This window comes from Paenibacillus sp. FSL L8-0436 (assembly GCF_038593025.1).
Taxonomy (GTDB): domain Bacteria; phylum Bacillota; class Bacilli; order Paenibacillales; family Paenibacillaceae; genus Paenibacillus_AQ.
Window position 1 is genome coordinate 5,091,650 of record NZ_CP151955.1, and the last position, 25,710, is coordinate 5,117,359.

Genomic DNA, 25,710 nt, shown 5'->3' on the forward strand with positions numbered 1-25,710 from the left:
AGATGATCACTAAGTTTTTTAAATTAAGAGATATAACCCATAATTTGCGAAATAACATCTTTGCTGTCCTCCGGCTGACGGCAAATAATCAGAATAGTGTCGTCACCGGAAATGGTGCCCATAATTTGCGGCCAGTCAATATTGTCGATCAGAGCCGCTACTGAATTGGCAGTACCAGGAAGACATTTCATCACCACGAGGTTGGCGGAGAAATCAATATGAACAAAGTTGTCCACCAGCACGCGCTTCAGCTTCTGAATCGGGTTGTAGCGCTGGTCGGTCGGAAGAGAATATTTGTATCTGCCGTCATCCATGGGAACCTTGATCAGCAGCAGTTCCTTGATGTCACGCGATACCGTAGCCTGAGTGACCTGGAAACCGGCGCCACGCAGTGCCTCCACCAGATCATCCTGCGTTTCAATATCCCTCTGTGTAATAATTTCACGTATCTTGATATGCCTATGTCCCTTCATTATTGCCTCCCGTATTTAAAAAATGAACATTAATTCGATTCCCCATCATCTTTGCCAAGTTTGATGAGATGTATGGCCGAAGCCGCTGTGTTAACATACAGAACACCGCTGCATTCGGGATAAATCAACAGATAAGGCAGCAGGGTATCCCGAAGGCCGCTGCCGGTAAACTCCAGCCCTTTGCGCGGGCGGGATAAAATCACCAGGTAAAAATTGTCCTCTTCTTTACTGGCAACGTAGTCAATGAACAGCCTGCTGTACATATTAGACCCGTCCACCTGAAAGGATAGCGGAATCTTCAGTTTGCCACCAATCACCTCATATCCAGCCGCCTCCAGCAAATCTATGGCAGGATGGGGCAGAATGTCTTTATTGAGGGGCAGCCGGTCCTTGATGAACGAACGCGGAGAGCTCTGCAGCCATATAAATATCCGGTAAATCAGGAAGATCGATACCGCCACTCCAATGAGTATCATAACCACTTTATCAGAGCTCGCCAAAGCAATCACCTCGGTGATTTATTCGCTTGAGGATCGCTGAAATCCTGCTTGCCGTACTGAGCCCGTGGTTATTTGTTACTGAACTAGCAAAAGAAACTCATCGTTTCTTCGATGAGTTTCCAGTGGTATTGGCAGTAAATGTCGCCGCCGCTTCCTTAATTACGGCATCAGCAAGCTCTGCAAACGAAGTCCCCGGGTCCGCTGCCGATGCTGTTTCCACAGCTTCCGGCAGCAGCTTCCAATGGGCCAGAAATTCGATATTTCCTTCTCCGCCAGTAATCGGTGAGAATGTCAGACCTTCCAGCCGGTAGCCCAGCTCTGAAGCCATGGTCAGCACATTCACCAGCACCTCTTTATGAACGGCCGGGTCACGCACCACTCCTGATTTGCCTACCTTTTCACGGCCAGCCTCGAACTGCGGCTTGATGAGTGCGGCGATGTCCGCAGGGCGGTTAACCAGCGCTTTGAGCGGCGGGAGAATGATTTTGAGCGAGATAAAAGAGACATCTATGCTTGCAAAATCAGGCACCGGCCCGATCAGATCAGGCGGCGTCATGTAGCGGAAGTTGGTCCGTTCCATCACACTGACCCGCTCATCATTGCGCAGACCCCAATCCAGCTGGTTATAACCGACATCAATCGCATAGACATGGCTTGCACCATTCTGCAGCGCGCAATCGGTGAACCCCCCGGTAGAAGCGCCAATATCCAGCATGATTCTCCCGGTCAGTTCGATACCAAACTGGCGGAGTGCCTTCTCCAGCTTCAGTCCCCCGCGGCTGACATAAGGATGCACAGCCCCCTTAACCTTCAGGGTTGCACCGCGCGATACCTTCATGCCCGCCTTCTCGATCCGTTCTTCATCCGCAAGCACCAGGCCGGCCATAATGGCAGCCTTGGCCTTCTCGCGGCTTTCATAAAAGCCTTGTTCAACTAACAGTACATCTATACGTTCTTTAGGGTGTTCCATGTTCATCTCCCGATCATTGGGCTCCCAAGTTCAGCTTCCTTCATTCAGGAAGTAGAAGTCGTCTTGTAAGTATATTTGCTTAAAGCCTTCATTGCCTTAATGCGTGCGCACAGCGCTTCCACGGTAAGTCCCGTCTCCTGGCGCTGCTCTTTAATCGAGCCGTGTTCAATAAACAGATCCGGCACACCCATTAAGTGAACGCGGGCATCATAAATTTCATGTTCGGCATAAAATTCAAGCACAGCACTGCCCAGAGAACCGGCCTGGCTGGCTTCCTCCAGCACTACCATGCTGGTTGCGGCATGGGCAAGCTCAAGCAGCATAGAATTGTCGAGCGGTTTCAGGAACCGCGCATTCACTACGCCTACCTGGATGCCTTCACGCTTCAGAATCTCCGCCGCTTCCTCAGCTACCTGGACCATTGGTCCGCAGGCAAGCACCGCATAATCGTCACCCGGGCGCAGACGCTCCCAAGAGCCGATAGGCAGGCTGCGCAGCTCGGCGTCCAGTTGAACTCCGGTTCCGTCAATCCGCGGATAACGGTAGGCAATCGGACCGTCATTGTACTCCAGCGCCGTCTTCATCATATGACGCAGCTCATTCTCATCCTTCGGCATCATCATGACCAGATTAGGAATATGGCGCATAAAGGCGATGTCGTACACCCCTTGATGCGTCTCGCCGTCAGCACCGACGAAGCCGGCGCGGTCAATCGCGAACATTACGTTGGCGTTATGCCGGCAGATATCGTGAACGATCTGATCGTACGCCCGCTGCATAAAGGTCGAATACACGGCAAATACCGGCTTCATGCCTTCCATTGCAAGTGCCGCACAAAGTGTCGCCGCATGCTGCTCGGCGATCCCGACATCAATCATCCGATCCGGAAATTCCTTGGCAAACGGGAATAGACCCGAACCCCCAGGCATCGCCGGGGTAACAGCAATGAGGCGCTTGTCCTCATGACCTAGTTCAATCAGTGTCTGCCCGAATACTTCAGTGTACATGGGATTGCCCACAGCCTTTAGGGACTGTCCAGACTCAATCTTGTAAGGAGAAATAGCATGCGATTTATAGTAATCGGTTTCAGCCGGTTTATAACCTTTGCCCTTAGTGGTCAGCACATGCACCAGAACAGGTCCGGACACATTATCCGCCTGATGGAAGGTATCAATCAGCTTCTCCAGATCATGCCCGTCTACCGGTCCAAGATAGGTAAAGCCCAGTTCCTCAAACAGCACTCCGGGAACCATCATATATTTAAGACTGTCCTTGATCTTCTCAACGGTCTTGGCCAGCTTGCCGCCGATCGCCGGAATCTTCTTCAGGGATCTTTCAACTTCATCTTTGGCCCGCAGGTAATGGCGGTCGGAACGGATTTTGCTCAAATAATTGTGCATCGCCCCGACGTTGGGAGCAATGGACATTTCGTTGTCATTCAGGATGACCATCAGCTTGCGTTTCTCATGACCGATATGGTTCAAGGCTTCAAAGGCCATCCCGCCGGTGAGCGCGCCATCGCCGATCACAGCAATTACCTTGTTGTCTTCGTCCTTCAAATCGCGGGCCATAGCCATGCCCATCGCAGCTGACAAAGAGGTGCTGCTGTGCCCGGCTTCCCATACGTCATGCTCGCTTTCAGAACGCTTTACAAAGCCGCATAGCCCGTCACGCTTGCGCAGCGTATCAAACCGGTCCTGGCGGCCGGTCAGTATCTTATGCACATAAGCCTGATGCCCTACGTCATATATCATTTTGTCCCGGGGACTGTCATAGCAATAGTGCAAAGCCAGTGTAAGCTCCACTACCCCCAGGTTGGATCCGAGGTGCCCGCCGGTTACAGTAAGCTTCTCGATCAGAAACCGGCGGATTTCCTCCGCAAGGGTAGCCAGCTCCTCGGTTGACAAGGATTTAAGTTGCTCCGGATCATTTATTTGTGGAAGCAGCACGAGTATTCCCCGCTTTCCTAGATGTTGTAAAATATATAAAACCCATTATAACACAAACGAAACGGCTGTCGTAACACAGCCGCTCCCTAAATTTTTCTAATGATCGCGAGCCATTAAATACCCCGCGATTTCAAGCAGCCGTGTATTGTCGGCAAATCCGCCCTCAAGCACTGCGCTCCGGGCAGCGTCCGTTAGGCGTTTCACCTCTTCGCGCGAGGATTCCAGCCCGATGAAATACGGGTAGGTCACCTTTTGCTGCTTGATGTCGCTGCCTGTTTTTTTGCCGAGTTTGCCTTCGTCGCCGACCAGATCCAGAATATCATCCTGCACCTGAAAAGCCAGACCGATATGGGTGCCGAACTCACGGAGCGCCTCCAGCTGCTTCTTATCGGCTCCGGCGATCCGTCCGCCCGCCAGCAGCGAGAAAACGATAAGATCGCCAGTCTTATGAAGATGAATGTACTGCAGCTGTTCCAGATCAGTCAGCCCCTGCTCACCCTCCATATCGGCAACCTGGCCGCCGACCATGCCGCGCGGACCGGCCATTTCGGCCAGGTCCTCCACGATGGACAGCACCTGGTCCGCAGGAATGCCATGGCGGCGTGAAGCCTGTACCACGCTGTAGAACGCATGCGTCAAAAGCGCATCACCGGCCAAAATTGCCGTCGCTTCACCAAATACTTTGTGATTCGTCAATTGGCCGCGCCGGTAATCATCATTATCCATGGCCGGCAAATCATCGTGAATCAGCGAATACGTATGCACCATCTCAATGGCCGCTGCTACCGGCAGAGCCGCCTCGCGGCTGCCTCCCAGCGCTTCACAGGCAGCGATGACGAGCAGCGGGCGGAGGCGCTTGCCTCCGGCCTGCAGCGAATAGTCCATCGCTTCCTTCAAATGGACAGGGACCGTCCAGGCTGCCGGAAGCGTCCGCTCCATCTCAGCTCCAACCAGTTCGCAGACTTCGGCAATGTAATCCTTCAGCGGCGGCTGCTGGGCCTTACCGGCAGTGCCTGTCTCCAAGTCATGCTCAAAGCGGCTCATCGGCATCCCCTTCCAGGCGGGCACCGAACGGTTTTTTGCGCAGCTCCCCATCCTCCAGGGTAATCATCTCAATTTTGCGTTCCACTTGTTCCAGCTTGCTGCCGCATAGCTGCGAGAGCTTCATGCCCTGCTGAAACAAATCTATAGCTTTCTCCAGGGGAACGTCGCCGTGCTCAAGCTCACGTACGATTTCCTCCAGCCGCTCCATTGCTCCTTCAAAATCCAGTTCCGCTTCCTTCGTCATCGTCTTTGCCATCCTCCTTCATTCCCCATACCTGGCAGCTTAGCTGTCCGTCACTGAGCTTTATGTTCACCACATCGCCAAGCTCGACTTCCTTAAGCGATTTGATTAAATGCTGTTCCTGTTCGTCGTAGACGAGGCTGTAGCCCCGCGACATAACCTTGAGCGGGCTGAGCGCATCCAGATGGCGCAGCTCGGACACATACCGCGAGCGCTTGTCCTGCAGGCGCGCCTGCATGGCCCCCGCCAGCTGGCGGGTCATGCTCTCCGCCTGCTGGCGGGCAGCGCTGACACTGCCCAGCGGATGGAACCGCTGCAGGCTGTGGTGCAGCACCGCCTGGCGCTCACGCGCACGGCGGTTCCGGGTCTCCGCTGCGCGCGTGAGCGCCGTGCGGAGCATATCCAGCCGCTGCGCGTGCTGGGCCAGCTGGCGGCGCGGGCCGACCAGCGCCAGCGAGCGCTGCAGCGAAGCCAGGCGCTCGCCGCCGCGCTGGGAGCGGCGCAGCAGGCCCTGGCGCAGCCGCTGCTCTGCCGTGCGCAGCTGCGCGGCCAGTTCGGCCGCACTCGGCACGGCCAGCTCTGCGGCGGCCGTAGGCGTCGCCGCCCGCAGATCGGCGGCGAAATCGGCGATCGTAAAGTCGGTCTCGTGGCCGACGGCCGAGATGACCGGAATGTTTGACGCCGCGATGGCCCGGGCGACAGCTTCTTCGTTGAAGGCCCATAGCTCCTCCAGTGAGCCGCCGCCCCGGCCGACGATCAGCACGTCAGCCTCGCCCATGTCATTTAAGGTTTCGATGGCCTTCACAATGGAAGGGCCTGCACCTTTGCCCTGGACAAGCACGGGATAGAGCACAACCGCCACCTGCGGAAAACGCCGCTGCAGCGTAATCACAATATCCCTGACCGCCGCGCCTGTAGGAGAAGTCACGACCCCGATACAGCGCGGGAACCGCGGCAGCGGCCGTTTGCGCGCTGCCGCGAACAGCCCCTCCTGCTCCAGCTTGCGCTTGAGCTGCTCGTAAGCCATGTACAGACTGCCGATCCCGTCAGGCTGCATATGCGTAGCATAGAACTGATACTGCCCGTCCCGTTCATACACGGTTACATTGCCTCTGGCAATAACCTTGGTGCCTTCCTTCGGGACAAAGGGCAGGCGCTGGTTATGCGAAGCGAACATTATCGCCTTGATCCGGCTGCTCTCATCCTTCAGCGTGAAATACATATGTCCGCTGCCGTGATGGGTGAAATTCGAGATTTCTCCGCGAATCCACACATCGGACAGCAGGTTGTCGGAATCAAGCTTCATGCGGATGTAACGGTTAAGATCCTTTATGGAGTAGACTTGCCGTTCTGCCGCCATGAGCCCTGACCTATTCCAGGCCGCGGCGGCGTTTGGCCGCTATCAGCGTGTTGCTCATCAGCATGGTGATCGTCATTGGCCCCACTCCACCTGGTACTGGTGTAATGTATCCGGCAACTTCCTTGGCGCTCTCATAATCGACATCACCGGCAAGCTTGCCGTTATCCAGACGGTTCATCCCGACGTCAATCACAACCGCACCGGGCTTGACATAAGATCCGTCAATAAAGTTGGCCCGGCCGATGGCTACCACCAAGATGTCTGCCTGGCGGCTAAGCTCAGCGATGTTCGCGGTGCGCGAATGGCACATTGTTACCGTTGCGTTCTCACGCTGCAGCAGCAGTGAGACCGGTTTGCCGACGATATTGCTGCGCCCGATGACTACAGCATGTTTGCCTGACAATTCTGTGCCGGTACGTTTAATCAGCTCGATGACTCCTGCAGGCGTACAAGGAAGCAGGCTGTCATCGCCGATGACCAGATTGCCGACATTGATAGGATGGAAGCCGTCAACATCTTTCTCCACGGAAATGGCGTCAATGACCGCCTTCTCCTCAATATGCTTCGGAAGCGGCAGCTGAACCAGAATTCCGTCAATATCATCACGGCTGTTCAGCTCTGCCACCAGCTTCAGAAGCTCTTCCTGGGAAGTGGAGGCATCCAGCCTGTGGACTTCCGAATGGAAGCCAAGCTGGGTGCTGGATTTCTCTTTATTGCGGACATACACCTGAGAAGCCGCATCTTCACCGACAAGAACGACAGCAAGACCGGGCTTCACGCCGCGTTCGGCCAGTCCGGTAACTTCCCGGGCAATGTCGATACGAATTTCGTCGGATACCTGTTTACCGCTGATGATTGCTGCTGTCATGTAAGTCTCTCCCCTTTTGTCTGATTAAGATGTAAATAGAATACTTTAAAGGTCTGCTTTGAGCGTATCAATCTCCTGAATCATCTTGCCGAGTACGCCATTGACGAACTTGCCGGAATCGTCCGTACCGAAGTGCTTGGCCAGATCAATCGCCTCATTGACGGCAACCTTAGCCGGCACATCATTGGCAAATACCATTTCGAACGTGGCCAGGCGCAGAATCTGCCGGTCCACCCGCGACAGCCGGCTCATCTGCCAGCCTTTAAGATAATGCTCAAGCATATCGTCGATCGCAACCTTATGCTCCCATACGCCATTCACGTGCATAACGACATACGCCTTCAATTCAATTTCGTCTGTGATGACACGTTCAGTCTCATTCTCTTCCGAAGCTTCCTCAATCAGCATTTCCACGGCTTCCGCACTGTCTACATCATTCATTTCCATCTGGTACAGGCTTTGGACAATAATCTCTCTCGCTAAACGTCTTTTCATATGTTTCCTCCTACAATCTGATCTCGCATTTTATATTACACTGCCATGTTTCCACACCAGTCTGTCGTGTTGCATTTCATACAATTATTTTAAGCTAAATCAAGCAAATTCTATCCCTTAAATAAGCTTTGAAGACCAATACTGCAATTTTAAATGCACAAAATGCAATTAAACAAGCGCAAAACTTCATTTTACGTTAGTTAAATAAGCCTGTGGCCTAATCTCAAGCCATAGCTAATTGAGCTTACTGCTGCGGGCAAACCCCACAACGTTCCAGCCGGTTACCGCCCTGCTCCAGAAAAAAAAACCGCACAGCCCTTCTTCCGGCAAAACAGGCAACTCTAACGAACGGGTTCCAGCTCCGGGAGAAAGACTATAGCGGTTCACTTGAAGGGACGCCAGCGTCCGGACAGCCGCGCTACGAGCTCCTGCCACTGAAACAGGGGACCCTGTGCGGTATCCTTTCTTTTGCCGAACGTATATCCGATGAACACTACCAGTGCAAAGAACAGCATATCCCAAAAACCGCTAATCAAATAAATCAATCCGAGAACGATGCCGAAGGTAACTCCGGCAATTCTACCCCCGTGACTTTCCCATACTTCTCTCCAGAACATAGGGAAACTCACCTCTATTCCACTCGACTTTTGAAGCTTGGAGACTGAGTAAGGTTGGCAATATATACAGAAACGTCAGCAACCGGAATCCCGGTCGTTTCCTGCACGAATTCATGTACCTGGCGCTGCACTTCTGTTGTAAGCAGCGGAAGGGAATGCTCGCCGTCCACCACTGCACGGATCATAATTTCAAGACCGGCTTGTGAAACGCGAATGCGCGATTTCAAATCCCTGATCCCTTTTACTTTACCGGCAGCCTTGAGGCTCAGATTCTCAATGGTCTCTATAGAGATCTGAATATCCCCATACTCCGTTCGCTGATCCACCGAAGGCATCGAGGCGCGGTCCCGGCGCAAAGAAATGTAGAAGAAACGGATGCTGAGCAAAAACAGGATAACAGCCACGGCTATTGCGGTTATATACGCTGCAGGGTCATCCGGAATCTCCAGCGTATCCGGAATAGCGCCGCTTAAGAGGAGGATGGCAATTACTGATAATATTCCGATACTTAAGCTGTACAGAAACAGCAGAAGTCTGTCCAAAATTTTTGCCACGAGTCACATAACCTCCTTAAATTAGAGTAAACCCTCGACGGTGCTGTCGGGGGTTTATGGAAGAACGCAGGCCCTTATTTCACGCGGAGAACCGCATCTGTATCTTCACTCTTGTCTGCAGTGTTGTTGTTTCTGAACTGCACATCATGAATATGCACATTCACTTCCACAACGGTCAGACCTGTCATTGTCTCGATGGAACGTTTCACGTTGCGCTGAATTTCTGCAGCCACTTCAGGGAGACGGTTGCCGTACTCAATAATGACGGACACATCTACAGCCGCCTCACGTTGGCCAACCTCTACCTTAACGCCCTTGGACAGGTTCTTGCGTCCGAGAAGCTCCACGATTCCTCCGGCAAAGCCGCCGCTCATGCCAGCCACACCTTTAACTTCTACGGTCGCCAAACCTGCGATAACCTCGATCACTTCAGGAGCGATCTGGATCTCACCGATCTCCGTACGTTCGAATTCTGTCGGCAATGTACTCATTTTGGACTTCACACCTTTCAATCAAAAAGTTGTTCACAATTTCAAGCGCCAAGCACGTCTCTTATTAAACATACTATATCATTTGCCGAAGTTTATGACAAACAATGAGAAGCCGTCCTAAATTTCATACTCTTCGAGGAATTTGATATCGAAATTGCCGTCCAGAAATACCGGGTGCTCCAGCAGTTTCTGATGGAAAGGAATTGTAGTATGTATGCCTTCCACGGCAAATTCAGCAAGTGCACGCTTCATCTTCGCAATCGCTTCCTGGCGCGTAGGCGCCCAGACAATCAATTTGGCAATCATCGAGTCGTAGAAAGGTGAGATTGTATAACCCGGATAAGCTGCGCTGTCTACACGTACACCCAGTCCGCCCGGAGGCAGATAAAAGCCGATCTTGCCCGGTGAAGGCATGAAGTTACGCTCCGGATCCTCTGCATTAATACGGCATTCAATGGACCAGCCGTTAATCACGATATCTTCCTGTGTAAAGGACAGCGGATTCCCTTCAGCCACAGAAATCATTTCCTTGATCAGGTCAACGCCCGTAACCATCTCCGTTACCGGGTGTTCAACCTGAATCCGTGTATTCATCTCCATGAAATAAAACTGTCCGTCCGGACCCAGCAGAAACTCCAGCGTACCCGCTCCCGAGTAATTGACCGCCAGTGCGGCGCGCACCGCTGCTTGGCCCATAGCTTCGCGGATCTCCGGCGTAAGTACGGAGCATGGAGCTTCCTCCACCAGTTTCTGGCGGCGGCGCTGCACGGAGCAATCCCGTTCGCCTAGATGGACAACATTTCCATGGTTATCGGCAATAATCTGAATCTCCACATGCTTCATGCCGGTCAGGAATTTCTCCAGGTACACGCCTGCATTGCCGAAAGCCTTCTGTGCTTCCTGCTGTGCGGCGGTAATCTGCTTCACGAGTGATTCCTCATCCTCGGCAATGCGGATGCCCTTGCCTCCGCCGCCTGCGGTAGCCTTTACGATAATCGGATAGCCGATATCGCGGCCCAGCATAATAGCCTCGTCCACATCGCCCACCAGCCCGTCAGAGCCGGGAATGATCGGCACGCCAGCCAGCTTCATCGTCTCCTTGGCTACAGCCTTGTCGCCCATACGCGTAATCGCGTCAGGGGACGGTCCGATGAAGGTTATATTGCAGGATCCGCAGATTTCTGCGAAATCGGCATTCTCAGCCAAAAAACCGTAGCCGGGATGAATGGCATCGCATTCAGTAAGCGTGGCTACACTCATAATATTTGTAAAATTCAGATAACTATCCTTCGACAGCATCGGGCCGATGCAGTAAGCTTCGTCAGCCAGCCGGACATGCAGTGAATCCCGGTCAGGCTCCGAATAGACCGCCACGGTGGAAATGCCCAGTTCACGGCAGGCCCTGATAATGCGGACCGCGATTTCGCCGCGGTTGGCAATCAACACTTTTTGAATGTTCATGCGTTTCCTCCCAAAGTTTAACGAAGCTTGCAAGCTCCTCAAGTTCAGCGTGCTTTATTCCGGTTTCACCAGAAACAGCGGCTGGCCGTATTCCACAAGCTGGCCGTTCTCGGCAAGGACGGAGACGATCTCTCCGCGCACTTCAGCCTCCAGCTCATTCATCAGCTTCATCGCTTCAATAATGCAGACCGTTGATTTCTCGCTGACCCGGTCGCCGACATTAACAAAAGATGGGGTTTCCGGTGAAGCGGCACTATAGAAAGTCCCTACCATCGGTGAGACAATTTTATGTAATGCGCCTTCAGCGGGTGAAGATGGCGGCTGCTGTGCAGCAGGGATCTCATAAACGGCCGTAGGTGCAACTTGCTGCGGACTTTGCGGCTGCGGTGCTTGCGTAAAGGGATAGCCATAAGGAGTCGCCTGTATTGCTGTTCCATCAGCTTCAGGGCGATCCGGTTTTCGAATAGCCAGCTTCATTCCTTCGCTTTCAATCTCCAACTCGTGTACGGAGGAGGTCTGGTCCAACAATTTAATCAATTCCTTAATTTCGCTTAACTTGAACATTTAATAGTTCACTCCTTCAGCTTTCTCTCGAAGCCACTCTTCTGATACGGTCAAGATAACTTTATGTATTATATCACAAACGATAGAAATGGAAAGAGCCCGGTGCGCGCCCGGGCTCTTTCGGCATTTTCTTTGGTTTTCGACAGGCTGATTATTGCTCGCTGACATATTGGACTCTGATCTTGTCCTGGGAAACGCTTAGTTCCTTCATCACGAGATCCACGATTCCAACAGCTTGCTTCACATCCAGCTTCTCGCTCAGCACCACCACGGTATAAGCATCTCCGGATTCTTCTTTGACAATGGCTTCACCGTATTTTTTCTGCAGTTGCTCTTCAATTCCGGTGATTTTGGTTTCTTTTTCTTCAAGCTTGTTCAACTGTTCATGGGCAACTGCGTTTTCGGCAGGGGTTTTGTCCATGTCATTGATCAGGGCCAGCAAATCGTTGTAATTCTTCAGATTCTGCTGCTCGCGTTCATAGAGATAGTTGTTGAACAGGCTGCTTGCAGAAACACTCTGGGAGGCTACCTCATCCAGAATTTCATCGTCGCCCTTGGCTGGAGTTTTCTCTGTGGAAGCTGCTGCAGTATCTTTATCGGCTGCTGCGGAGGTATCTGCAGCTGCGGTTTTCGAATCGCTTGATTTGTCGTCCTTTGCGGCCGCTGTCTTATCGGCGTCTTCACCTTTGGCATTCGCCGGCAGGGTGCTGTCATCTTTTACTGCGGTATCATCGTTGTCACCTTTCGCAGTGACAGTGCTGTCATCGGTGCTGTCATCAGCAGTGACGGCTGTGTTGTCGTCCGCTGTACCCGTTGTTCCGGCATCAGCAGTAACTGCATCCTTTGTGTCCACTTCATTGATGACCAAGCCGTTATCCAGTACTGATGAATTCGCGCCAGTTTCCTTGAGGTTATCCACTTGAATACTTCCCGCTGTTTCCTGGGGGACCGAGGCCCCGGAGTCCTCTGTGAATAAATAGTATGCGGAAAGCACAACCATTAAGCTGAGCATGGATACCAACCAAATCGTTTGTCTTTTGCCCTTCATTTTTATTCCTCCTCAAAGTTTATAGCATGTAATCAATCACTGCTCCTGCTTGCGCGGCACTACGGATATGCGGTAGCTCGGCACGTTCAGACCTTTCTCAACAGCCTCTTCAATCAATCCCCGGACGACTTTGTTCTCCGCTCCCTTGGCAACGACGAGAACGCCGCGCACCTGGGGTTTTATCCGCTTGGTTATAATCGGGGTTTCGTCGCCCGATTGGCTGTAGGTGACGATCTCGCCATCCCTTGTGTATTGTGTGGTGTGCCGTTTGCCTCCGTTGGCATCGGTCTCTTCGCTCTGCTGCTGGGAATCGTTCATATCCCGGACCACGACAATTTCTTCAGTTGAATCCACAGTGACCATAATATCGACCGTGCCTACACCAACGATTTTCTCCAGAATTTCTTTCGTGCGGTTCTCCATTGCCAGCTCAATGCCGTCAAATGAATTGGGTGTGCTCAATTCTCCCTGCTGCAGGGTTGCCTGCGAACTCTCGCTTACCGGCGGTTCTCTTCCAGTGTTCTCGCTGTCCAGCTTTTTCACGTTCACGAAGGAGTTGAACAGCATGATTGCCGCACCCAGCAGTCCCAAAATAATCAGCCAGCGGAAGGTATGACTCCTTTTCGGACTGCCGGACCCGCCCCCTGCCCATTGCTCCAGTTTCTTCAGCCAATTGCCCACTTCTTATCCCTCCTCCGGTTACCGGCGTATGCCGTATTGTTATTGGTAGAGCTATATTTATAATTTCTCAGCGCCGTTTTTACCGCCTTGAATATGGATCGCTTCGCGGTCTAAATCCCAGTTCTGCTCCAGCAGCTTGATGATCAATTCCTCATTGGTATTTGCACTGGAGCTGTCTTCAACCGATGCCCCGGCTTCTGTTCCAACCTCAGCCGCCTCTCCCTCTTCCCCGCCCAGGCTAACCTGCACAGGTTCCACCGGCTCGATGATGATCGGCTCTGCTGTACCTGCGCCATTGTCTGATTCCGCACCTGTACCCCCAGCCTCCACTGCTCCGGCTGCTGCCGGCAGGGAGACGGTCACCGAAGAGATTAACGGAACCTCTTCACCGCTGCCCTCCCCGGGAGCCTTGCCCATCCCCAGTGTTACGGTGACTTTCGCCCCGCCTACCCCCGTGCTGCCGGCAATCTGGTCTCTCATCTGCCCAGCCACCTCTTCGGCGGCCAGCTTCAGACTTTGTTCCTTCGCTCCCGCAGCCAGCATCCGCCCGTCCGCCAGGATTTTCTCCAGCGAGTCTGCCCCGTCTCCTGCACCGGACAAAAGACCGCCGTGTTTCTCCTGCTGCACCATCGCCACACTCAGCTCTGCTGCAGCATCTCCTTTCAGAAAAGAGACGATCGGGCTCAGCATAGTAAGCAGGACCAGCAGACTGAGCACCAGCCTGGCATAACGCTCCATCGACTTGCTCGGAAGCAGCATTTCCACGAAGGCGGCCAGCAGCACCACCAGAATGAGCTCCCGCAGCCATCCGCCCAACCAGGTCATTGTCTACCTCCTACAAGTTTTCTTAGGACTGCATCGCAGAACTCGCTTCGACATTACTTACTTCGGAGAAAAAACCGCTTTGAAGCTGTTCCCTATTCACCTCATCATGACGGTGACATTGCCGGCCGTCAGCATGATCGTGACGGCCAGGAAGAACATCAGCGATACGGCGGCCAGCGCCGCGAATACATAAATCATGCTTTTGCCGATCGTCTGCAGGCAGGTTACTATCGGTGTCTCGCCCAGCGGCTGCATGACTGCTGCGGCCACATTGTAGATCAGCGCGAGAACCAGGATTTTGATCGCCGGAAAAGCACAAAGGAAGAGGATGATAATGACGCCCGACAACCCGATGGCATTCTTCACCAGCAGTGAGGCCGAGATCACCGTATCGGTGGCGTCCGCGAACATTTTGCCGATAACCGGCACGAAATTCCCCGTAATATATTTGGCGGCACGGATGGTCACACCGTCCGTAACCGAGCTGGTGATCCCCCTGACAGAAATGACTCCGAGGAACACCGTCAGCAGTACGCCGAGCAAGCCCGCTCCGATGTTGCGCAGCAGATTGGCCAGCTGGGTCAGCTTGTATTTCTCGGACATTGCGCTCACCAGATGCAGCACCGCCGAGAAGAACAGCAGCGGGAACACGACGGTGTGGATGAGCGTGCCCACCGCATGGATCATGAAAACAATCAGCGGATGGGTAACCGACACCGTAACGATGTTGCCCATCGAAGCCAGAAGCGCGAAGAGCAGCGGGATCATCGCCATCATGAAATCGATCATCCGGTCGATGGCATCCTTGGCATAACCGATTGCGATATTGAAGCTGTTGACGGCGATGACCAGCACAACCATGTAACAGAGCATATAAGCGATTTTACTGACTGATTTCCGTTCAAAAGCGGTCTGCAGCGTCTCCAGAATCATGCTGAGCACACTGACCATAACGATCGTCACCAGCAGCTTGCCGTTGTACAGCACCTCGTGCCACATGTAGGAGGTCAGTCCGGTCAGCACGCTTTTGAAGCTGAGTCCCTTCTCCCCCGGCAGCAGCATATCCATCAGCGAAGGAGTCTTCCCGTCCGGAAAAAATCCTCCGTAATCCTTCATCAGCTGGTCCCAGTACGACTCCACCTTGTCTGTCGGCAGACTTTGCATTTGCCCTTTCACCCACTGATCCACTGGAGAGGAAGTTCCTCCCTGGGTGGGTGAAGACGTTGGTGAGGTAGTTGGCGCATTGGTTGGCGCAACGGCTGTAGCCCGGGCGGTATCCGCACACCACAGAAACAGCAGGCAGGGCAGGAGCAGCAGCAGCATTTTTAGTTTTGGCGGACGAAAAATACTGCGTTGACGCATATCCTTTCCTCCCGCCTTTCTCTGGTTTTTTTTACTAAGGGTCACGGATCAGGCGGGCAGGAGCTTCATCACCGTTTCGATTATAATGCTGATGATCGGTACGGCAAGCACCATGATCAGCACCTTGCCGGTCAGCTCGATTTTGGAGGCGATGGATTCCTGTCCGGCATCCCGCACAATCTGCGCTCCGAACTCCGCGATATAGGAAATCCCGATGATTTTAAACACGGTTTTGAGATAGATCATTTCCATCCCGGAGGACTCCGCCACCCGCTCCAGCGTGCCCAGAATCGTGCCGATCTTGCCGATCAGGAACAGGAAGATCAGAATGCCTGCCGCAGTGGTCAGCAGAAAGGCGAACATAGGCTTTTGTTCCTTCAGAACAAGGATCAGAACCGTTGACAGGAGCCCTATTCCTACCACTTGAATGATTTCCATAAGGCCTGCCTATTGAAAAAGAAAAATCGTTTTGATTTCCTGAAGCAGTCCGTCCAGCATGCGGATCACCATAAACAGCACGATGATGAACCCGACTATCGTCACCCAATGGGCAATGTCCTCTTTACCCATCTGTTTGAGCACCGTGTGAATCATGGCAATGATGATGCCGATGCCGGCAATCTGAAAGATCGCGTTGACTTCAATATTCATTCCTGGCACCTCGCTAAAAGATCAAAATGACGATCAATGCTCCAAGCAGCAGACCCAGGCTTTTGCTCATTTTTTCATATTTGCCCTGATCTTCTCTGGCCACTGTCTCCTCCTGCTTCAATTGCTGCAAAGCCAGCGCGATATGCGTGCTTTGATTCGACCTGTCGCTGGTGCCGAGCGTGCAGCTCAGCTGCCGGAGGATCTCCTGCTCCGTTCCCTTCAGGGAGGCGGTTTTGAAGTGGGCATCCATAGCCCGCTGGATGGCTTCCTCGGCGCTGCGGTCATGTGGCGGGCTCATCTCTTCAGCCGCTCTCATAAAAAACGCCCTCAGCGGATCCTTGGACTGCAGCCCAATCCGGCGCAGTGCTTCCGGGAGCGGGGTGAAGCCGTACAGAATCTCGGTCTCCAGCCGCTGCAGCGCTGCGATAAGGCCTCTGATGTGCCGGGGCCTGTCAGCATATTGCGCAGCCCGCTTGAACCCGGCCAGCGTACCTGCCAGCACGATCAGCACGGCTCCGAACAGCTTAAGCATGGCGGTCACCGCCCAGCCGCTCTTCAGGCGAGACCAGCAGCAGCCCGCGTTTCTGCCCGTCCAGGATGCGGAACGACAGCCCGGCGTCCGTCCGGTGCAGGATGACGTAACGCTCGAACATATGATGTTCCAGCAATCCGCCAAGGCCGGGCCGCCGGGCCAGCTCGGCCACTTCCTTGCCGTGGGCCGAGGCCACTACCGAAATGCCGGCGTGCAGCGCTTCGGTGACGGCTTCGGCATCCTCAGGGCGGCCGATTTCATCGGCGATCAGCACATCGGGCGACAGGGAGCGGATCATCATCATCATGCCTTCCGCCTTGGGACAGCCGTCGAGGATGTCCGTACGCGGACCCACGTCAAAGGCCGGGATGCCGCGGCGGCTGCCGGCGATTTCCGAACGTTCATCGACGATGCCGACTTTCAGTCCCGGCCGGTTGCCCTCCCGCCCTCTTGGGCTCCCTGTCGAGATCTGCCTGGCGAGATCGCGCAGCAGGGTAGTCTTGCCATGCTGCGGCGGCGAGAGGATCAGCGTGTGCATGACCCGCTGCCTCCCCCTTTCCAGCAGGTAGGGCAGAATTCCGTCGGCAATGCCGGGCAGCTCACGGGCGATCCGGACATTGAAGCCAGTGATGTCCCGCAAGTGCTCCACGCCGCCGCCGCTTAAGACGGTCCGGCCGGAAAGACCAATGCGATGTCCGCCGGGGATGGTGATAAAGCCCTTGCGCAGTTCTTCTTCCATCGTATAGAGCGAATGATTGCTGATCAGGTCAAGCAGCCGGTGAGTGTCCTCTCGGCTTGGCTTGTACGCTTCTTCGGGTCTTTGGGTCAGACTGCCGTCGCCGGTGAGGAAATGATATTTGCCGGAATAGTTGATCTCCAGCGGACGCCCTTCGCGGACCCGGATTTCCTCCACCTTGTCCAGCAAATGAACAGGAAGTCCTCTCAGCAGCGCCCTTACTTTTTCGGGAAACAATAAAAGCCAGTCGTTAGCCATACAGAGTACCCCCAAGTTGTCCTCTACTTTAATAGCTTTATTCCATATTTATGCTTGTACCTGTGCTTTATGACTATCATCTATCATTTTTTCAGAATCCCGATTAAGAGAAAGGCTACCCCGCAGCCAATCCAGCCCAGCTTGCCCCAGGACAGCTCCTGCGCCATCCCTGTGAGGCCAACCGCTGTCGTTAAGATCAGTATCGTAGGTCCGACCAGAGCCAGCCCGGAATTGACCGCCAGTGCCTTGTCCACCTGATTCAGCCGCAGCATGATCAGCGCAGCCGTTATTTCCACACTGCCTGAGAGCAGCCGAAGCGCCGCCATCCAGCTCACATACTTGTCCAATCTGTTCAACTCCTTTTTTACAATTGGAAATTGAATTGCAACCTGCCAGACTTCACCCGCGGGAAAACTTGCTGTTATCCATGGATATGCTGGACTTGCCTACTTTAGACAATAAGAAATGGGCGGTTTTCAATTGGAAGATGTGAAAGAAATCATAGTGAATCCCTCTATAAAAAAATATCATCAGTATGATAAAATAAATTTTGCAGTGCCTGAAAAAAAGGAGCTGGAAAATATAAGCGCGGCCTGTGGGATAAACTACAAGCGTACTTATCACTTCAAGCTTCTTGTTACATTGTTATAGTTGGATAAAGACATCGGAAAAAGAGGGGATTTATGTCATGCAAGTTCGTAATTTCGTAGTGCCGCTTGTTTCAAACACAGTAGCCAAACAGGTGAGGGATGTGGCCATCATTATTTTCTCGGCCTTTCTGGTGGCGAGCGGACTCCGGCTGTTCCTTATTCCTCATCAGCTGCTAAGTGGCGGGGTAGCAGGGACGGCATCCATCCTTGGTTATTTAACGAATCCGAAGTACATCTCACTGTTCTATTTTGGTATCAATCTTCCAATTCTGATCTGGGGCTTCATTGCCGTAGGGAAGAAATATATCTGCTTAAGCATGCTCTCGGTACTAGCCACTACCTGGTTTCTGACCGTCATCCCCCTGGTAAAACTGACCAAGGACCCGATCCTTGCCAGTATCTTCGGCGGGGTAATAATTGCAGGCGGGGTAGGCTTCTCGCTTCGTGCAGGGGGTTCTTCCGGGGGTTTTGATATACTTGGCTCTATTATTACGCGCAAACACGATATTCCAATGGGGACCGTACTCTTTGTAATGGATGGTCTGGTAATCCTTAGCCTTGGCTTCTTCAAAAGCTGGGATTCTGCCCTTTACGCTATGCTTTGTATTTTCGTCAAGAGCCGTGTAGTCGATATGATCCACAGCCGCCACATCAAGCTGACCTGCTTCATCGTCACGAAGGAACGGGAAAAGATGCTGACCCGCCTCAAGCTCCTGCCTCACGGCGTTACCGTCGTCAATGCGGAAGGCGGCTACAGCCATGAAGGCAATACAATGCTGATGACTGTAACAACCCGATATGAGCTTGCCGAACTGAGAAAAACAATTCTGGAAACCGATCCAAAGTCCTTCGTCAATGTTCTGCAGACCGTAGAGATTGTCGGCCGGTTCCGGCGTCTCGGATAGCAGCAGCGGAAAGCTGCCCATAACAAAAAGTCCTATTCTCCACTTTTATAGCGGGAATAGGACTTTTTGTTATTTAGCGGCGGTCCTGCGGACCCCCGACGAAGGCTTGCTCCTCTGTATCCAGATTGTAGGCGGTATGAAGCGCCTGAATGATCTGCTGAAGATTGCCGGATTCAATCACGCAGGATACCTTGATCTCGGAGGTGCTGACCATCTTAATGCTTACGCCCTCTTGGGAAATGACCTCGAACATTTGCGCGGCCACACCCGGATGGCTGACCATGCCTGCGCCTACGATCGATACTTTGACGAGATTATCCTCTGAAGTGACTTCACGGTATGGCAGTGCGCTGTGCAGCCCCTCGATCACTTCCTTGGCCCGTGCGAGCTCACTAAGCGCCACCGTAAAGGAGAAATCCGCTTTCTCATTCTGCACGCCGCTCTGTACGATAATATCTACGTCAACGCCTTCATCGGCCAGCTTGCCGAACACTTGGGCCAATACGCCGGGAAAATCAGGCACTCCCAGAATACTGATCCGCGCCACGTTCTTGTCATAGGCAATTCCGCTAACTACCACTCCCTGCTCCATGCTCGCTTCCTCCTTCACAACAGTACCTTCATTATGGTTAAAGCTCGATCTGACGACCAGCTTCACTTGATATCGTTTGGCATATTCCACGGCGCGCGGATGTAATACTGCCGCTCCCAGGTTAGCCAGCTCCAGCATCTCATCATAAGAGATTTCCTTAAGCTTGCGCGCTCTCTTCACGATGCGCGGATCTGTGGAGTAGATGCCGTCCACATCCGTGTAAATTTCGCATACATCCGCTTTGATGGCGGCTGCCAGCGCTACGGCTGTCGTATCCGAACCTCCGCGGCCCAGCGTGGTAATTTCGCCGCTCTGGGTCATCCCCTGGAATCCGGCTACAATAACGATCTGCTCGCGCTCCAGCGACTCCAGTACGCGGTGGGGATCAATTTCATTGATCCGTGCCCGGCCGTGAGTCTCATCAGTGACGAAGCCGGCCTGCCAGCCTGTATACGAGACGGCATTGCGGCCGATTCCGTGCAATGCGATGGAAAGAAGCGCAACAGAGATTTGTTCCCCCGTCGTCATCAGCATATCCATTTCACGCGCGGGCGGCTGAGCGTTCAGCTGCTTCGCCTGATCGATTAGATCATCCGTGGTGTCCCCCATGGCGGATACAACCACAACACAGCGGTGCCCTTCATCCTGCTTGTCTGCGATGCGTTTGGCGACACGCTGCATGCGTTCAATATCGCCGACGGAGCTGCCTCCGAATTTCATGACATAAAGTGACAAAGTCCCATTCACTCCCTATTTCGCTCTATGTAGTAGCTTATATTTGGTTTCCCGCTTTAAACCAGTATAATACGAAAACCATATCATGCGTTAATGGTTTCATAAAAAAAGCGCCCAATTTTCGTTTCTTTCCGTGATTTACCAGACTGCCTTACCCGGATAGCCAAAAGCCTCCCCCGCAGAATGCGAGGGAGGCCGGTTGGTATAAATGTAAGTTAAGGCAGGACAAATCTTACGCGCGGGAGATGTATTTACCTTCGCGGGTATCAATCAGAAGCACGTCGTTTTCATTAATGAAAAGAGGAACCTGAACGTTCAATCCGGTTTCTACCTTAGCAAATTTAGTAGCGCCCTGAGCCGTGTTACCCTTGATGCCCGGCTCTGTTTCTACAACCTTCAGCTCAACGCTGGTAGGCAGGTTGATTCCGAGAATTTCGCCCTGGTAGCTGACGATGTTCACAGTCATGTTTTCTTTAAGGAAATTAAGCTCCCATTCCAATTGCTTGGCAGACAATTCGAATTGATCATACGTTTCGTTGTCCATGAATACATGGTCCGCACCGCTGGCATACAGATATTGCACACCACGGTTCTCGATGATCGCCCGGCCAATAGTTTCACCTGCGCGGAATGTACGTTCTACAGTGTTGCCGTTGCGCAAATTCTTCAGTTTGGAGCGGACAAATGCCGCACCTTTACCTGGTTTAACGTGCTGGAAATCAAGTACGGTAAAGATGTCGCCTTCTACCTCTACGGTCAAGCCTGTTTTGAAATCGTTAACTGAAATCACAAAAAATCCCTCCTGGAATCAATAATTTACCTGTTCAAGCGATCCTTACAATACCGTATAATCCTTGGACGAATGTGTGAGCAGCGCAATACCGCTGTCTGTAATCACGATGTCGTCCTCAATACGCACACCGCCGAGGCCTTCCAAATAAATGCCCGGCTCTACAGTTACTACCATGCCCGGCTGCATAATTTCATCAGCAAGCTTGGACAACCGCGGCCATTCATGGACTTCCATGCCAAGGCCATGGCCTGTGCTGTGGCCGAAATATTCCCCATAACCATAACGGGTAATAATGTCACGCGCTAAAGCGTCGCACTCCCGTCCGGTCATACCCGGCTTGATGTTAGCCAGCGTGTGCAGCTGCGCTTCAAGTACAATATCATAGATTTCTTTCAGCTTGGGATCCGGGGTTCCCAGCGCAATGGTGCGGGTTACATCCGAACAGTAGCCGTCCAGCAGCGCACCGAAATCGAAGGTTACGAATTCGTTGTTCTGGATGACCTTGCTGCTTGCCACACCATGAGGCATTGCCGAACGTTCACCGGAAGCCACAATGGTGTCAAACGATGAAGAAGTAGCACCATGGGTACGCATGTAGAATTCCATTTCCAGATCTACATCACGCTCGGTCATGCCGGGCTTGATCACATTCAGAATATGGCTGAATGTTGCATCCGCCAGATCCGCTGCCCGCTGCATGACGGCCAGCTCTTCCTTGTCCTTGAACATGCGCAGGTTCTCAACTGCTTTGGAGACTGGAACCAGTTCCGCCGGCTGCAAAGCCGCAGCATATGCGGTGTAAGCGCTGAAGGTTACATCATCCTGTTCAAAGCCGACACGGATATTGCCGCCCTGCGGCAGCAGTTCGCGTACAGTGTCAATGAATTTCGCACCATGCTGAACCACTTTAAGTCCGTTCACCTGCTCTGCAGCCTGTGTCATGTACCTAAAGTCGGTCAGCAGATAACTGTCATCACCGGTCACCAGTACATAACCGGAAGAGCCGGTAAATCCGCTCAAATAGCGGCGGTTGATGCCGCTGGTTATTAACATCGTATCCAATCCTTGTTCCTGCAAAACCGTACGCAGCTTGGAGACGCGCTCGTTGCCCATTTTCATTCTCCTCTCGAAATAGCCACATTGTATTTTAACATAGGGTCATGCCCTTGAGAAGTTTTTTCGGGCCATTAAGCCAGGCTTGTCTGCTGCTCGCGTTTCCGCTCATCCGTATACTCGATCGCCGCGGTATAGCCGATGAACAAACCCCAGAGTAAAAAGATGCAAAATTCACTGATTACAGAGTTCCAAGGCAACCTGAACGGAGGCTGCATGAGAAATTGCCACGACCCGGCAAGAAAGAGCGCGGACCAGCACAGAACCCCGTAAATCATCCCCGGCCAGGGGCCCTTCAGCTTGCGGAAGATCAGCACATAAAAGAGTGATGCTGCCACCGAGAACACGATAAAAGACAGGTATCCGGCCAAATGCCCGGCTGCTGTCATCAGAAATTCATGTTTAAAGAAAGGCTCGGCCAAAAAACCCGGAAGAACCTTGGTGAAATGAAAGGCATACATCAGCCAGCGGATCCCTCCCCAGATTATTCCGGCAAAAAAGCCCAGTTCAATGGCAAAATAAAAAGGGTTCGTATGTTGCGATTTTTGCTTGCCTGCATTATTCATCTTACTGCCTCACTTTCAATATATAGGTTGCCCTTCGGCCCCTCCGCACTCTAAATGCTAGTATGTACAGGAAAAGGCAATCCAACTAGCAATGTAGGCATAAATTAGTTACAATGTATTATATAAATCATATTAATACATGGGAAGGTGAATTGGTTGTCCCAAGAAACTCCAAGTTACGGCGGCCAAGCCGTTATTGAAGGCGTCATGTTCGGCGGCAAGCATATCAACGTAACAGCCGTAAGAAGGAAGAATCAGGAAATCACATTTTTGGAGGTGCCGAGAAGCGATAAGAGCTGGGTCGTTAAACTGCGCAAGATTCCGCTGCTTCGCGGCATTGTCAGTATTATAGATTCCAGCGCCAAAGGCTCCAAACATCTGAATTACTCTGCGGAATCGTATGCTGAGGATGAAACAGAGCCGGAAGAGCTTGCCAAGCAGCAGAAAGAAAAAGAAAAGAAAAAGGATGAGGGCTGGAGCCTCGGCATGATTTTTGGCGTGGCGGTTATGGGTATTCTCTCCTTTCTCTTCGGTAAGGTAATATTTACGCTGGTGCCGGTATTCGTTGAAGATTTTTTATTCGGCAATGCATTTGATAACTATGTTCTGCACAACCTCGTAGAAGGTGCGATCAAGCTGGTTCTTCTGCTCGTTTATTTATGGGCAATCTCGCAGACCCCGGTGGTCAAGCGGTTGTTCCAGTATCACGGAGCTGAGCATAAGGTCATCAGCGCTTTTGAAGCCGGTGAGGAATTGACTGTTCAGAATGTACAGAAGTACAGCCGCCTGCATTACCGTTGTGGAAGCAGCTTTATGATGCTGACCATTGTGCTGGGTGTGATCATTTACTCCGTTGTCCCTTGGGATAACCTTACCCAGCGCGTACTGCAGCGGATTATTCTCCTTCCTGTCGTCATCGGCGTATCGTTTGAAGTGCTGAAGGGCACCAACGCTGTACGCGACATTCCGGGTCTCAAGTATTTAGGTTATCCTGGGCTGTGGCTGCAGCTGCTCACCACTAAGGAACCAAAGGATGATATGGTGGAAGTCTCCATCGCCTCGTTCAACCGGATGCGGGAGCTTGATGCCGCAATTGAAGCAGGGGAATATTCAGAAGTGAGAGTGTCAGGCGGCATATTGGATCCTGCGAAAGGATGAGTGGCCTATGAGGCATGCTTTGATTTTTTGGATTTCGGTATCGCTTGCGGTACTGGGTCTCGTTACAGGAATGTTGAGCGATGTATTCGGAACGTTGTCGGTATTCATTTTTCCTTTGGTGTTATTCGGTCTACTCTATTATGGCTACAAGATGACACCGGCTGGAAAAACACGGACTCCCGGCAGACCACGTACAAAAGTAAAGCCTTCACAGAAAACCATGTCTAAAGTGGCCGGGGTACGCAAAGCCCAAACCGCACCCGGTAAACGCAAAAGCTATCCGTTCCAGGTTATCGAGGGCAGCAAGGGTAAAAACGACGATCAGCTTCCAAAATATCATTAACAGGTTCTTGCTGCGCAAGCAAAAATTTTAAGCATCAAAAAGGCATCTCCACGTTGCATAACTGACGTGTGGGATGCCTTTTTTAATACCATTGCTGCGGTGGGAAGATGGAGACCCTCGGGGAGCGAGGGTTCCCCCTTGAGACTCACTGGGTGAGCTTGTGAATGGTCGGCCTCCAGTGTTTGAAGAATTCCTCCCCCGCCTTATATCCCGCCGCGTACAGATCATCCCCCTGCACCGGGGAAATATGAAAACTGGTTGTGGAAATCCCCAGTGTCGGAATTTTGACCGTCCGCACAAGTTTCTCTTTTTCGATATAACGTTCATCATGGGCCGACAGCATGGTCCCAACCAGCGCCTGCAGCATACTGAAGGGACCGGTGATCCGGTGAGGCTGGGGCTCCGTTCTCCCGATAAGCTGATAGCCGACTGTAGGGATGTTGTGCCCCGGACTTTTAAAGCCGGCTTGCTTCTCATCGAACAGCCATAACGGAAAATTGCTGAGCAGTCCTCCGTCCACGAAATAAACGAATTGTTCAGTGAATGTCTTCCCCCGGGCAGCCTGCCCGCTCAAACGCAGCATAACCGGGTCGAAAAAATAAGGAATGCTGCAGCTCATGCGGACTGCCTTGGCGACTTCAAACCCGCCTGGGGTTATGCCGTATTCCTCCAATCCGTCCGGCAGGACAACAATTCGTCCGTTCGAGATATCCGAAGTAATAATGGACAGCTTCCCGCGCGGTAAATCGCTGAAGGTGACAATGCCTTTCTCCCGCAAAATGCCGCGGATCCAGGATTCCAGCGCCTCACCCGAGTACAGGCCTTTTTTAATCATCACCCGCAGTGCAGGGCCTACGAAAGCTGTGTTGTACAACGCTCCCCGTTTCAAAAAAGAAGAAAAAGAAGTTCCTTTTATAATCCGGCTCATGGCTTCACCGTTATAACCTGCAGCCAGCATCGAGGCGATAATGGAACCCGAGGAGGTTCCGGCTACTTTACGAAAGGTGCGGCCCGCATGTTCCGTTGCCTCCACTGCTCCCGCGAGCGATATTCCCTTTACCCCACCGCCTTCAAATACAGCATTAATCTCCATACAGAGTTTACCCCCGTTCCATAGATCCTACTGCTTATCTATGAGCACGGGGGTAGTTTCATGACTTCTTATGATTGCAATT

The 25,710-nt window shown here is 52.5% G+C and carries 32 protein-coding genes; 4 read left to right on the forward strand and 28 right to left on the reverse strand.

Annotated features, from left to right (window positions below; translation table 11 throughout):
- Nucleotides 1–23 precede the first annotated feature (23 nt).
- The 23 genes from argR to NSS79_RS23545 all read right to left on the reverse strand — a co-directional run bounded on the left by argR (nt 24) and on the right by NSS79_RS23545 (nt 18,006).
- Nucleotides 24–473, reverse strand: coding sequence for a transcriptional regulator ArgR (gene argR, locus NSS79_RS23435; RefSeq protein WP_038594921.1), 450 nt, complete (start codon nt 471–473; stop codon nt 24–26).
- 29 nt (nt 474–502) lie between these two features.
- The gene (locus NSS79_RS23440) at nt 503–973 is read right to left on the reverse strand and encodes a hypothetical protein (RefSeq protein WP_342436347.1); all 471 of its coding nucleotides are present in this window, start codon (nt 971–973) and stop codon (nt 503–505) included.
- Between the two features lie 97 nt (nt 974–1,070).
- On the reverse strand, nt 1,071–1,943 hold the full coding sequence (locus NSS79_RS23445; protein WP_342436348.1) for a TlyA family RNA methyltransferase: 873 nt from the start codon (nt 1,941–1,943) through the stop codon (nt 1,071–1,073).
- Nucleotides 1,944–1,987: 44 nt separating this feature from the next.
- A complete protein-coding gene (gene dxs, locus NSS79_RS23450; RefSeq protein WP_342436349.1) occupies nt 1,988–3,892 on the reverse strand; it encodes a 1-deoxy-D-xylulose-5-phosphate synthase in 1,905 nt (634 codons plus the stop codon).
- 96 nt (nt 3,893–3,988) lie between these two features.
- Entirely contained in the window at nt 3,989–4,936 is a 948-nt protein-coding gene (locus tag NSS79_RS23455) for a polyprenyl synthetase family protein (protein ID WP_342436350.1), read from the reverse strand.
- The gene (gene xseB, locus NSS79_RS23460; protein WP_038594924.1) at nt 4,923–5,180 is read right to left on the reverse strand and encodes an exodeoxyribonuclease VII small subunit; all 258 of its coding nucleotides are present in this window, start codon (nt 5,178–5,180) and stop codon (nt 4,923–4,925) included. The genes NSS79_RS23455 and xseB overlap by 14 nt, the downstream gene beginning before the upstream one ends.
- Nucleotides 5,152–6,537, reverse strand: a complete 1,386-nt coding sequence (gene xseA / locus NSS79_RS23465; RefSeq protein WP_342436351.1) for an exodeoxyribonuclease VII large subunit — start codon at nt 6,535–6,537, stop codon at nt 5,152–5,154. Before xseA ends, xseB begins: the two co-directional genes overlap by 29 nt.
- A 10-nt stretch (nt 6,538–6,547) precedes the next feature.
- Nucleotides 6,548–7,405, reverse strand: coding sequence for a bifunctional methylenetetrahydrofolate dehydrogenase/methenyltetrahydrofolate cyclohydrolase FolD (gene folD / locus NSS79_RS23470; RefSeq protein ID WP_341094776.1), 858 nt, complete (start codon nt 7,403–7,405; stop codon nt 6,548–6,550).
- Nucleotides 7,406–7,450: 45 nt separating this feature from the next.
- On the reverse strand, nt 7,451–7,900 hold the full coding sequence (gene nusB / locus NSS79_RS23475) for a transcription antitermination factor NusB (protein ID WP_038594927.1): 450 nt from the start codon (nt 7,898–7,900) through the stop codon (nt 7,451–7,453).
- A gap of 383 nt (nt 7,901–8,283) precedes the next feature.
- Nucleotides 8,284–8,517 (reverse strand): DUF2273 domain-containing protein, encoded by a 234-nt coding sequence (locus NSS79_RS23480; protein ID WP_038594928.1) that lies wholly within the window; start codon nt 8,515–8,517, stop codon nt 8,284–8,286.
- Between the two features lie 14 nt (nt 8,518–8,531).
- The gene (gene amaP / locus NSS79_RS23485; protein ID WP_076108886.1) at nt 8,532–9,071 is read right to left on the reverse strand and encodes an alkaline shock response membrane anchor protein AmaP; all 540 of its coding nucleotides are present in this window, start codon (nt 9,069–9,071) and stop codon (nt 8,532–8,534) included.
- Nucleotides 9,072–9,145: 74 nt separating this feature from the next.
- A complete protein-coding gene (locus NSS79_RS23490; protein WP_038594930.1) occupies nt 9,146–9,562 on the reverse strand; it encodes an Asp23/Gls24 family envelope stress response protein in 417 nt (138 codons plus the stop codon).
- 117 nt (nt 9,563–9,679) lie between these two features.
- Complete coding sequence (gene accC, locus NSS79_RS23495; RefSeq protein WP_342436352.1) at nt 9,680–11,023, reverse strand: acetyl-CoA carboxylase biotin carboxylase subunit; 1,344 nt, start codon at nt 11,021–11,023, stop codon at nt 9,680–9,682.
- A 54-nt stretch (nt 11,024–11,077) separates the two neighbouring features.
- Nucleotides 11,078–11,587, reverse strand: coding sequence for an acetyl-CoA carboxylase biotin carboxyl carrier protein (gene accB / locus NSS79_RS23500; RefSeq protein ID WP_038594932.1), 510 nt, complete (start codon nt 11,585–11,587; stop codon nt 11,078–11,080).
- A 151-nt stretch (nt 11,588–11,738) separates the two neighbouring features.
- On the reverse strand, nt 11,739–12,635 hold the full coding sequence (locus NSS79_RS23505) for a SpoIIIAH-like family protein (protein ID WP_342436353.1): 897 nt from the start codon (nt 12,633–12,635) through the stop codon (nt 11,739–11,741).
- 36 nt (nt 12,636–12,671) lie between these two features.
- Entirely contained in the window at nt 12,672–13,316 is a 645-nt protein-coding gene (spoIIIAG, locus tag NSS79_RS23510) for a stage III sporulation protein AG (RefSeq protein WP_038594934.1), read from the reverse strand.
- Between the two features lie 57 nt (nt 13,317–13,373).
- Nucleotides 13,374–14,141 carry a stage III sporulation protein AF gene (gene spoIIIAF / locus NSS79_RS23515; protein ID WP_342436354.1) on the reverse strand — a complete coding sequence of 256 codons (768 nt, stop codon included), beginning with the start codon at nt 14,139–14,141 and terminating at the stop codon, nt 13,374–13,376.
- 96 nt (nt 14,142–14,237) lie between these two features.
- On the reverse strand, nt 14,238–15,503 hold the full coding sequence (gene spoIIIAE, locus NSS79_RS23520) for a stage III sporulation protein AE (protein WP_342436355.1): 1,266 nt from the start codon (nt 15,501–15,503) through the stop codon (nt 14,238–14,240).
- 48 nt (nt 15,504–15,551) lie between these two features.
- Nucleotides 15,552–15,941, reverse strand: coding sequence for a stage III sporulation protein AD (spoIIIAD, locus tag NSS79_RS23525; protein WP_038594936.1), 390 nt, complete (start codon nt 15,939–15,941; stop codon nt 15,552–15,554).
- A 9-nt stretch (nt 15,942–15,950) separates the two neighbouring features.
- Nucleotides 15,951–16,154, reverse strand: coding sequence for a stage III sporulation protein AC (gene spoIIIAC / locus NSS79_RS23530; RefSeq protein WP_020426549.1), 204 nt, complete (start codon nt 16,152–16,154; stop codon nt 15,951–15,953).
- Between the two features lie 13 nt (nt 16,155–16,167).
- Nucleotides 16,168–16,686, reverse strand: coding sequence for a stage III sporulation protein SpoIIIAB (gene spoIIIAB, locus NSS79_RS23535; RefSeq protein ID WP_038594937.1), 519 nt, complete (start codon nt 16,684–16,686; stop codon nt 16,168–16,170).
- Nucleotides 16,679–17,680 carry a stage III sporulation protein AA gene (gene spoIIIAA, locus NSS79_RS23540; RefSeq protein ID WP_038594938.1) on the reverse strand — a complete coding sequence of 334 codons (1,002 nt, stop codon included), beginning with the start codon at nt 17,678–17,680 and terminating at the stop codon, nt 16,679–16,681. The genes spoIIIAB and spoIIIAA overlap by 8 nt, the downstream gene beginning before the upstream one ends.
- Before the next feature lie 83 nt (nt 17,681–17,763).
- Nucleotides 17,764–18,006, reverse strand: a complete 243-nt coding sequence (locus NSS79_RS23545; RefSeq protein ID WP_038600327.1) for a YqhV family protein — start codon at nt 18,004–18,006, stop codon at nt 17,764–17,766.
- A gap of 154 nt (nt 18,007–18,160) precedes the next feature.
- On the opposite strand from NSS79_RS23545, the gene NSS79_RS23550 reads away from it, so the two are divergent.
- Both NSS79_RS23550 and NSS79_RS23555 read left to right on the forward strand, forming a co-directional pair.
- Nucleotides 18,161–18,331 (forward strand): hypothetical protein, encoded by a 171-nt coding sequence (locus tag NSS79_RS23550; RefSeq protein ID WP_342436356.1) that lies wholly within the window; start codon nt 18,161–18,163, stop codon nt 18,329–18,331.
- Nucleotides 18,332–18,368: 37 nt separating this feature from the next.
- Entirely contained in the window at nt 18,369–19,235 is an 867-nt protein-coding gene (locus tag NSS79_RS23555) for a YitT family protein (RefSeq protein ID WP_052092222.1), read from the forward strand.
- 73 nt (nt 19,236–19,308) lie between these two features.
- On the opposite strand, the gene NSS79_RS23560 is transcribed toward NSS79_RS23555, so the two are convergent.
- The 4 genes from NSS79_RS23560 to NSS79_RS23575 form a co-directional block, all read right to left on the reverse strand.
- Complete coding sequence (locus NSS79_RS23560; protein ID WP_342436357.1) at nt 19,309–20,562, reverse strand: aspartate kinase; 1,254 nt, start codon at nt 20,560–20,562, stop codon at nt 19,309–19,311.
- Nucleotides 20,563–20,794: 232 nt separating this feature from the next.
- On the reverse strand, nt 20,795–21,352 hold the full coding sequence (efp, locus tag NSS79_RS23565; RefSeq protein WP_076108880.1) for an elongation factor P: 558 nt from the start codon (nt 21,350–21,352) through the stop codon (nt 20,795–20,797).
- Nucleotides 21,353–21,397: 45 nt separating this feature from the next.
- Nucleotides 21,398–22,468, reverse strand: coding sequence for a Xaa-Pro peptidase family protein (locus tag NSS79_RS23570; protein WP_342436358.1), 1,071 nt, complete (start codon nt 22,466–22,468; stop codon nt 21,398–21,400).
- 74 nt (nt 22,469–22,542) lie between these two features.
- Nucleotides 22,543–23,034 (reverse strand): YqhR family membrane protein, encoded by a 492-nt coding sequence (locus tag NSS79_RS23575; protein ID WP_340897292.1) that lies wholly within the window; start codon nt 23,032–23,034, stop codon nt 22,543–22,545.
- Between the two features lie 156 nt (nt 23,035–23,190).
- On the opposite strand from NSS79_RS23575, the gene NSS79_RS23580 reads away from it, so the two are divergent.
- Together NSS79_RS23580 and NSS79_RS23585 are read left to right on the forward strand one after the other, a co-directional pair.
- On the forward strand, nt 23,191–24,192 hold the full coding sequence (locus NSS79_RS23580; RefSeq protein WP_038594943.1) for a DUF1385 domain-containing protein: 1,002 nt from the start codon (nt 23,191–23,193) through the stop codon (nt 24,190–24,192).
- Between the two features lie 7 nt (nt 24,193–24,199).
- The gene (locus NSS79_RS23585; RefSeq protein WP_342436359.1) at nt 24,200–24,535 is read left to right on the forward strand and encodes a hypothetical protein; all 336 of its coding nucleotides are present in this window, start codon (nt 24,200–24,202) and stop codon (nt 24,533–24,535) included.
- A 145-nt stretch (nt 24,536–24,680) separates the two neighbouring features.
- Here NSS79_RS23585 and NSS79_RS23590 read toward each other — a convergent pair whose 3' ends face one another.
- Nucleotides 24,681–25,628: a patatin-like phospholipase family protein gene (locus NSS79_RS23590; protein ID WP_342436360.1), complete on the reverse strand. Its 948-nt coding sequence runs from the start codon at nt 25,626–25,628 to the stop codon at nt 24,681–24,683.
- Nucleotides 25,629–25,710: the final 82 nt, after the last annotated feature.

Bases quoted from the DNA above. Each gene is read 5' to 3' on its own strand.
- argR (WP_038594921.1), bottom strand. From the start codon at position 473: ATGAAGGGACATAGGCATATCAAGATACGTGAAATTATTACACAGAGG.
- NSS79_RS23445 (WP_342436348.1), bottom strand. From the start codon at position 1,943: ATGGAACACCCTAAAGAACGTATAGATGTACTGTTAGTTGAACAAGGC.
- NSS79_RS23455 (WP_342436350.1), bottom strand. From the start codon at position 4,936: ATGAGCCGCTTTGAGCATGACTTGGAGACAGGCACTGCCGGTAAGGCC.
- xseB (WP_038594924.1), bottom strand. From the start codon at position 5,180: ATGACGAAGGAAGCGGAACTGGATTTTGAAGGAGCAATGGAGCGGCTG.
- xseA (WP_342436351.1), bottom strand. From the start codon at position 6,537: ATGGCGGCAGAACGGCAAGTCTACTCCATAAAGGATCTTAACCGTTAC.
- folD (WP_341094776.1), bottom strand. From the start codon at position 7,405: ATGACAGCAGCAATCATCAGCGGTAAACAGGTATCCGACGAAATTCGT.
- nusB (WP_038594927.1), bottom strand. From the start codon at position 7,900: ATGAAAAGACGTTTAGCGAGAGAGATTATTGTCCAAAGCCTGTACCAG.
- NSS79_RS23480 (WP_038594928.1), bottom strand. From the start codon at position 8,517: ATGTTCTGGAGAGAAGTATGGGAAAGTCACGGGGGTAGAATTGCCGGA.
- NSS79_RS23490 (WP_038594930.1), bottom strand. From the start codon at position 9,562: ATGAGTACATTGCCGACAGAATTCGAACGTACGGAGATCGGTGAGATC.
- accC (WP_342436352.1), bottom strand. From the start codon at position 11,023: ATGAACATTCAAAAAGTGTTGATTGCCAACCGCGGCGAAATCGCGGTC.
- accB (WP_038594932.1), bottom strand. From the start codon at position 11,587: ATGTTCAAGTTAAGCGAAATTAAGGAATTGATTAAATTGTTGGACCAG.
- NSS79_RS23505 (WP_342436353.1), bottom strand. From the start codon at position 12,635: ATGAAGGGCAAAAGACAAACGATTTGGTTGGTATCCATGCTCAGCTTA.
- spoIIIAF (WP_342436354.1), bottom strand. From the start codon at position 14,141: ATGACCTGGTTGGGCGGATGGCTGCGGGAGCTCATTCTGGTGGTGCTG.
- spoIIIAE (WP_342436355.1), bottom strand. From the start codon at position 15,503: ATGCGTCAACGCAGTATTTTTCGTCCGCCAAAACTAAAAATGCTGCTG.
- spoIIIAD (WP_038594936.1), bottom strand. From the start codon at position 15,941: ATGGAAATCATTCAAGTGGTAGGAATAGGGCTCCTGTCAACGGTTCTG.
- spoIIIAC (WP_020426549.1), bottom strand. From the start codon at position 16,154: ATGAATATTGAAGTCAACGCGATCTTTCAGATTGCCGGCATCGGCATC.
- spoIIIAB (WP_038594937.1), bottom strand. From the start codon at position 16,686: ATGCTTAAGCTGTTCGGAGCCGTGCTGATCGTGCTGGCAGGTACGCTG.
- spoIIIAA (WP_038594938.1), bottom strand. From the start codon at position 17,680: ATGGCTAACGACTGGCTTTTATTGTTTCCCGAAAAAGTAAGGGCGCTG.
- NSS79_RS23545 (WP_038600327.1), bottom strand. From the start codon at position 18,006: ATGGCGGCGCTTCGGCTGCTCTCAGGCAGTGTGGAAATAACGGCTGCG.
- NSS79_RS23555 (WP_052092222.1), top strand. From the start codon at position 18,369: ATGCAAGTTCGTAATTTCGTAGTGCCGCTTGTTTCAAACACAGTAGCC.
- NSS79_RS23570 (WP_342436358.1), bottom strand. From the start codon at position 22,468: ATGGGCAACGAGCGCGTCTCCAAGCTGCGTACGGTTTTGCAGGAACAA.
- NSS79_RS23575 (WP_340897292.1), bottom strand. From the start codon at position 23,034: ATGAATAATGCAGGCAAGCAAAAATCGCAACATACGAACCCTTTTTAT.
- NSS79_RS23585 (WP_342436359.1), top strand. From the start codon at position 24,200: ATGAGGCATGCTTTGATTTTTTGGATTTCGGTATCGCTTGCGGTACTG.
- NSS79_RS23590 (WP_342436360.1), bottom strand. From the start codon at position 25,628: ATGGAGATTAATGCTGTATTTGAAGGCGGTGGGGTAAAGGGAATATCG.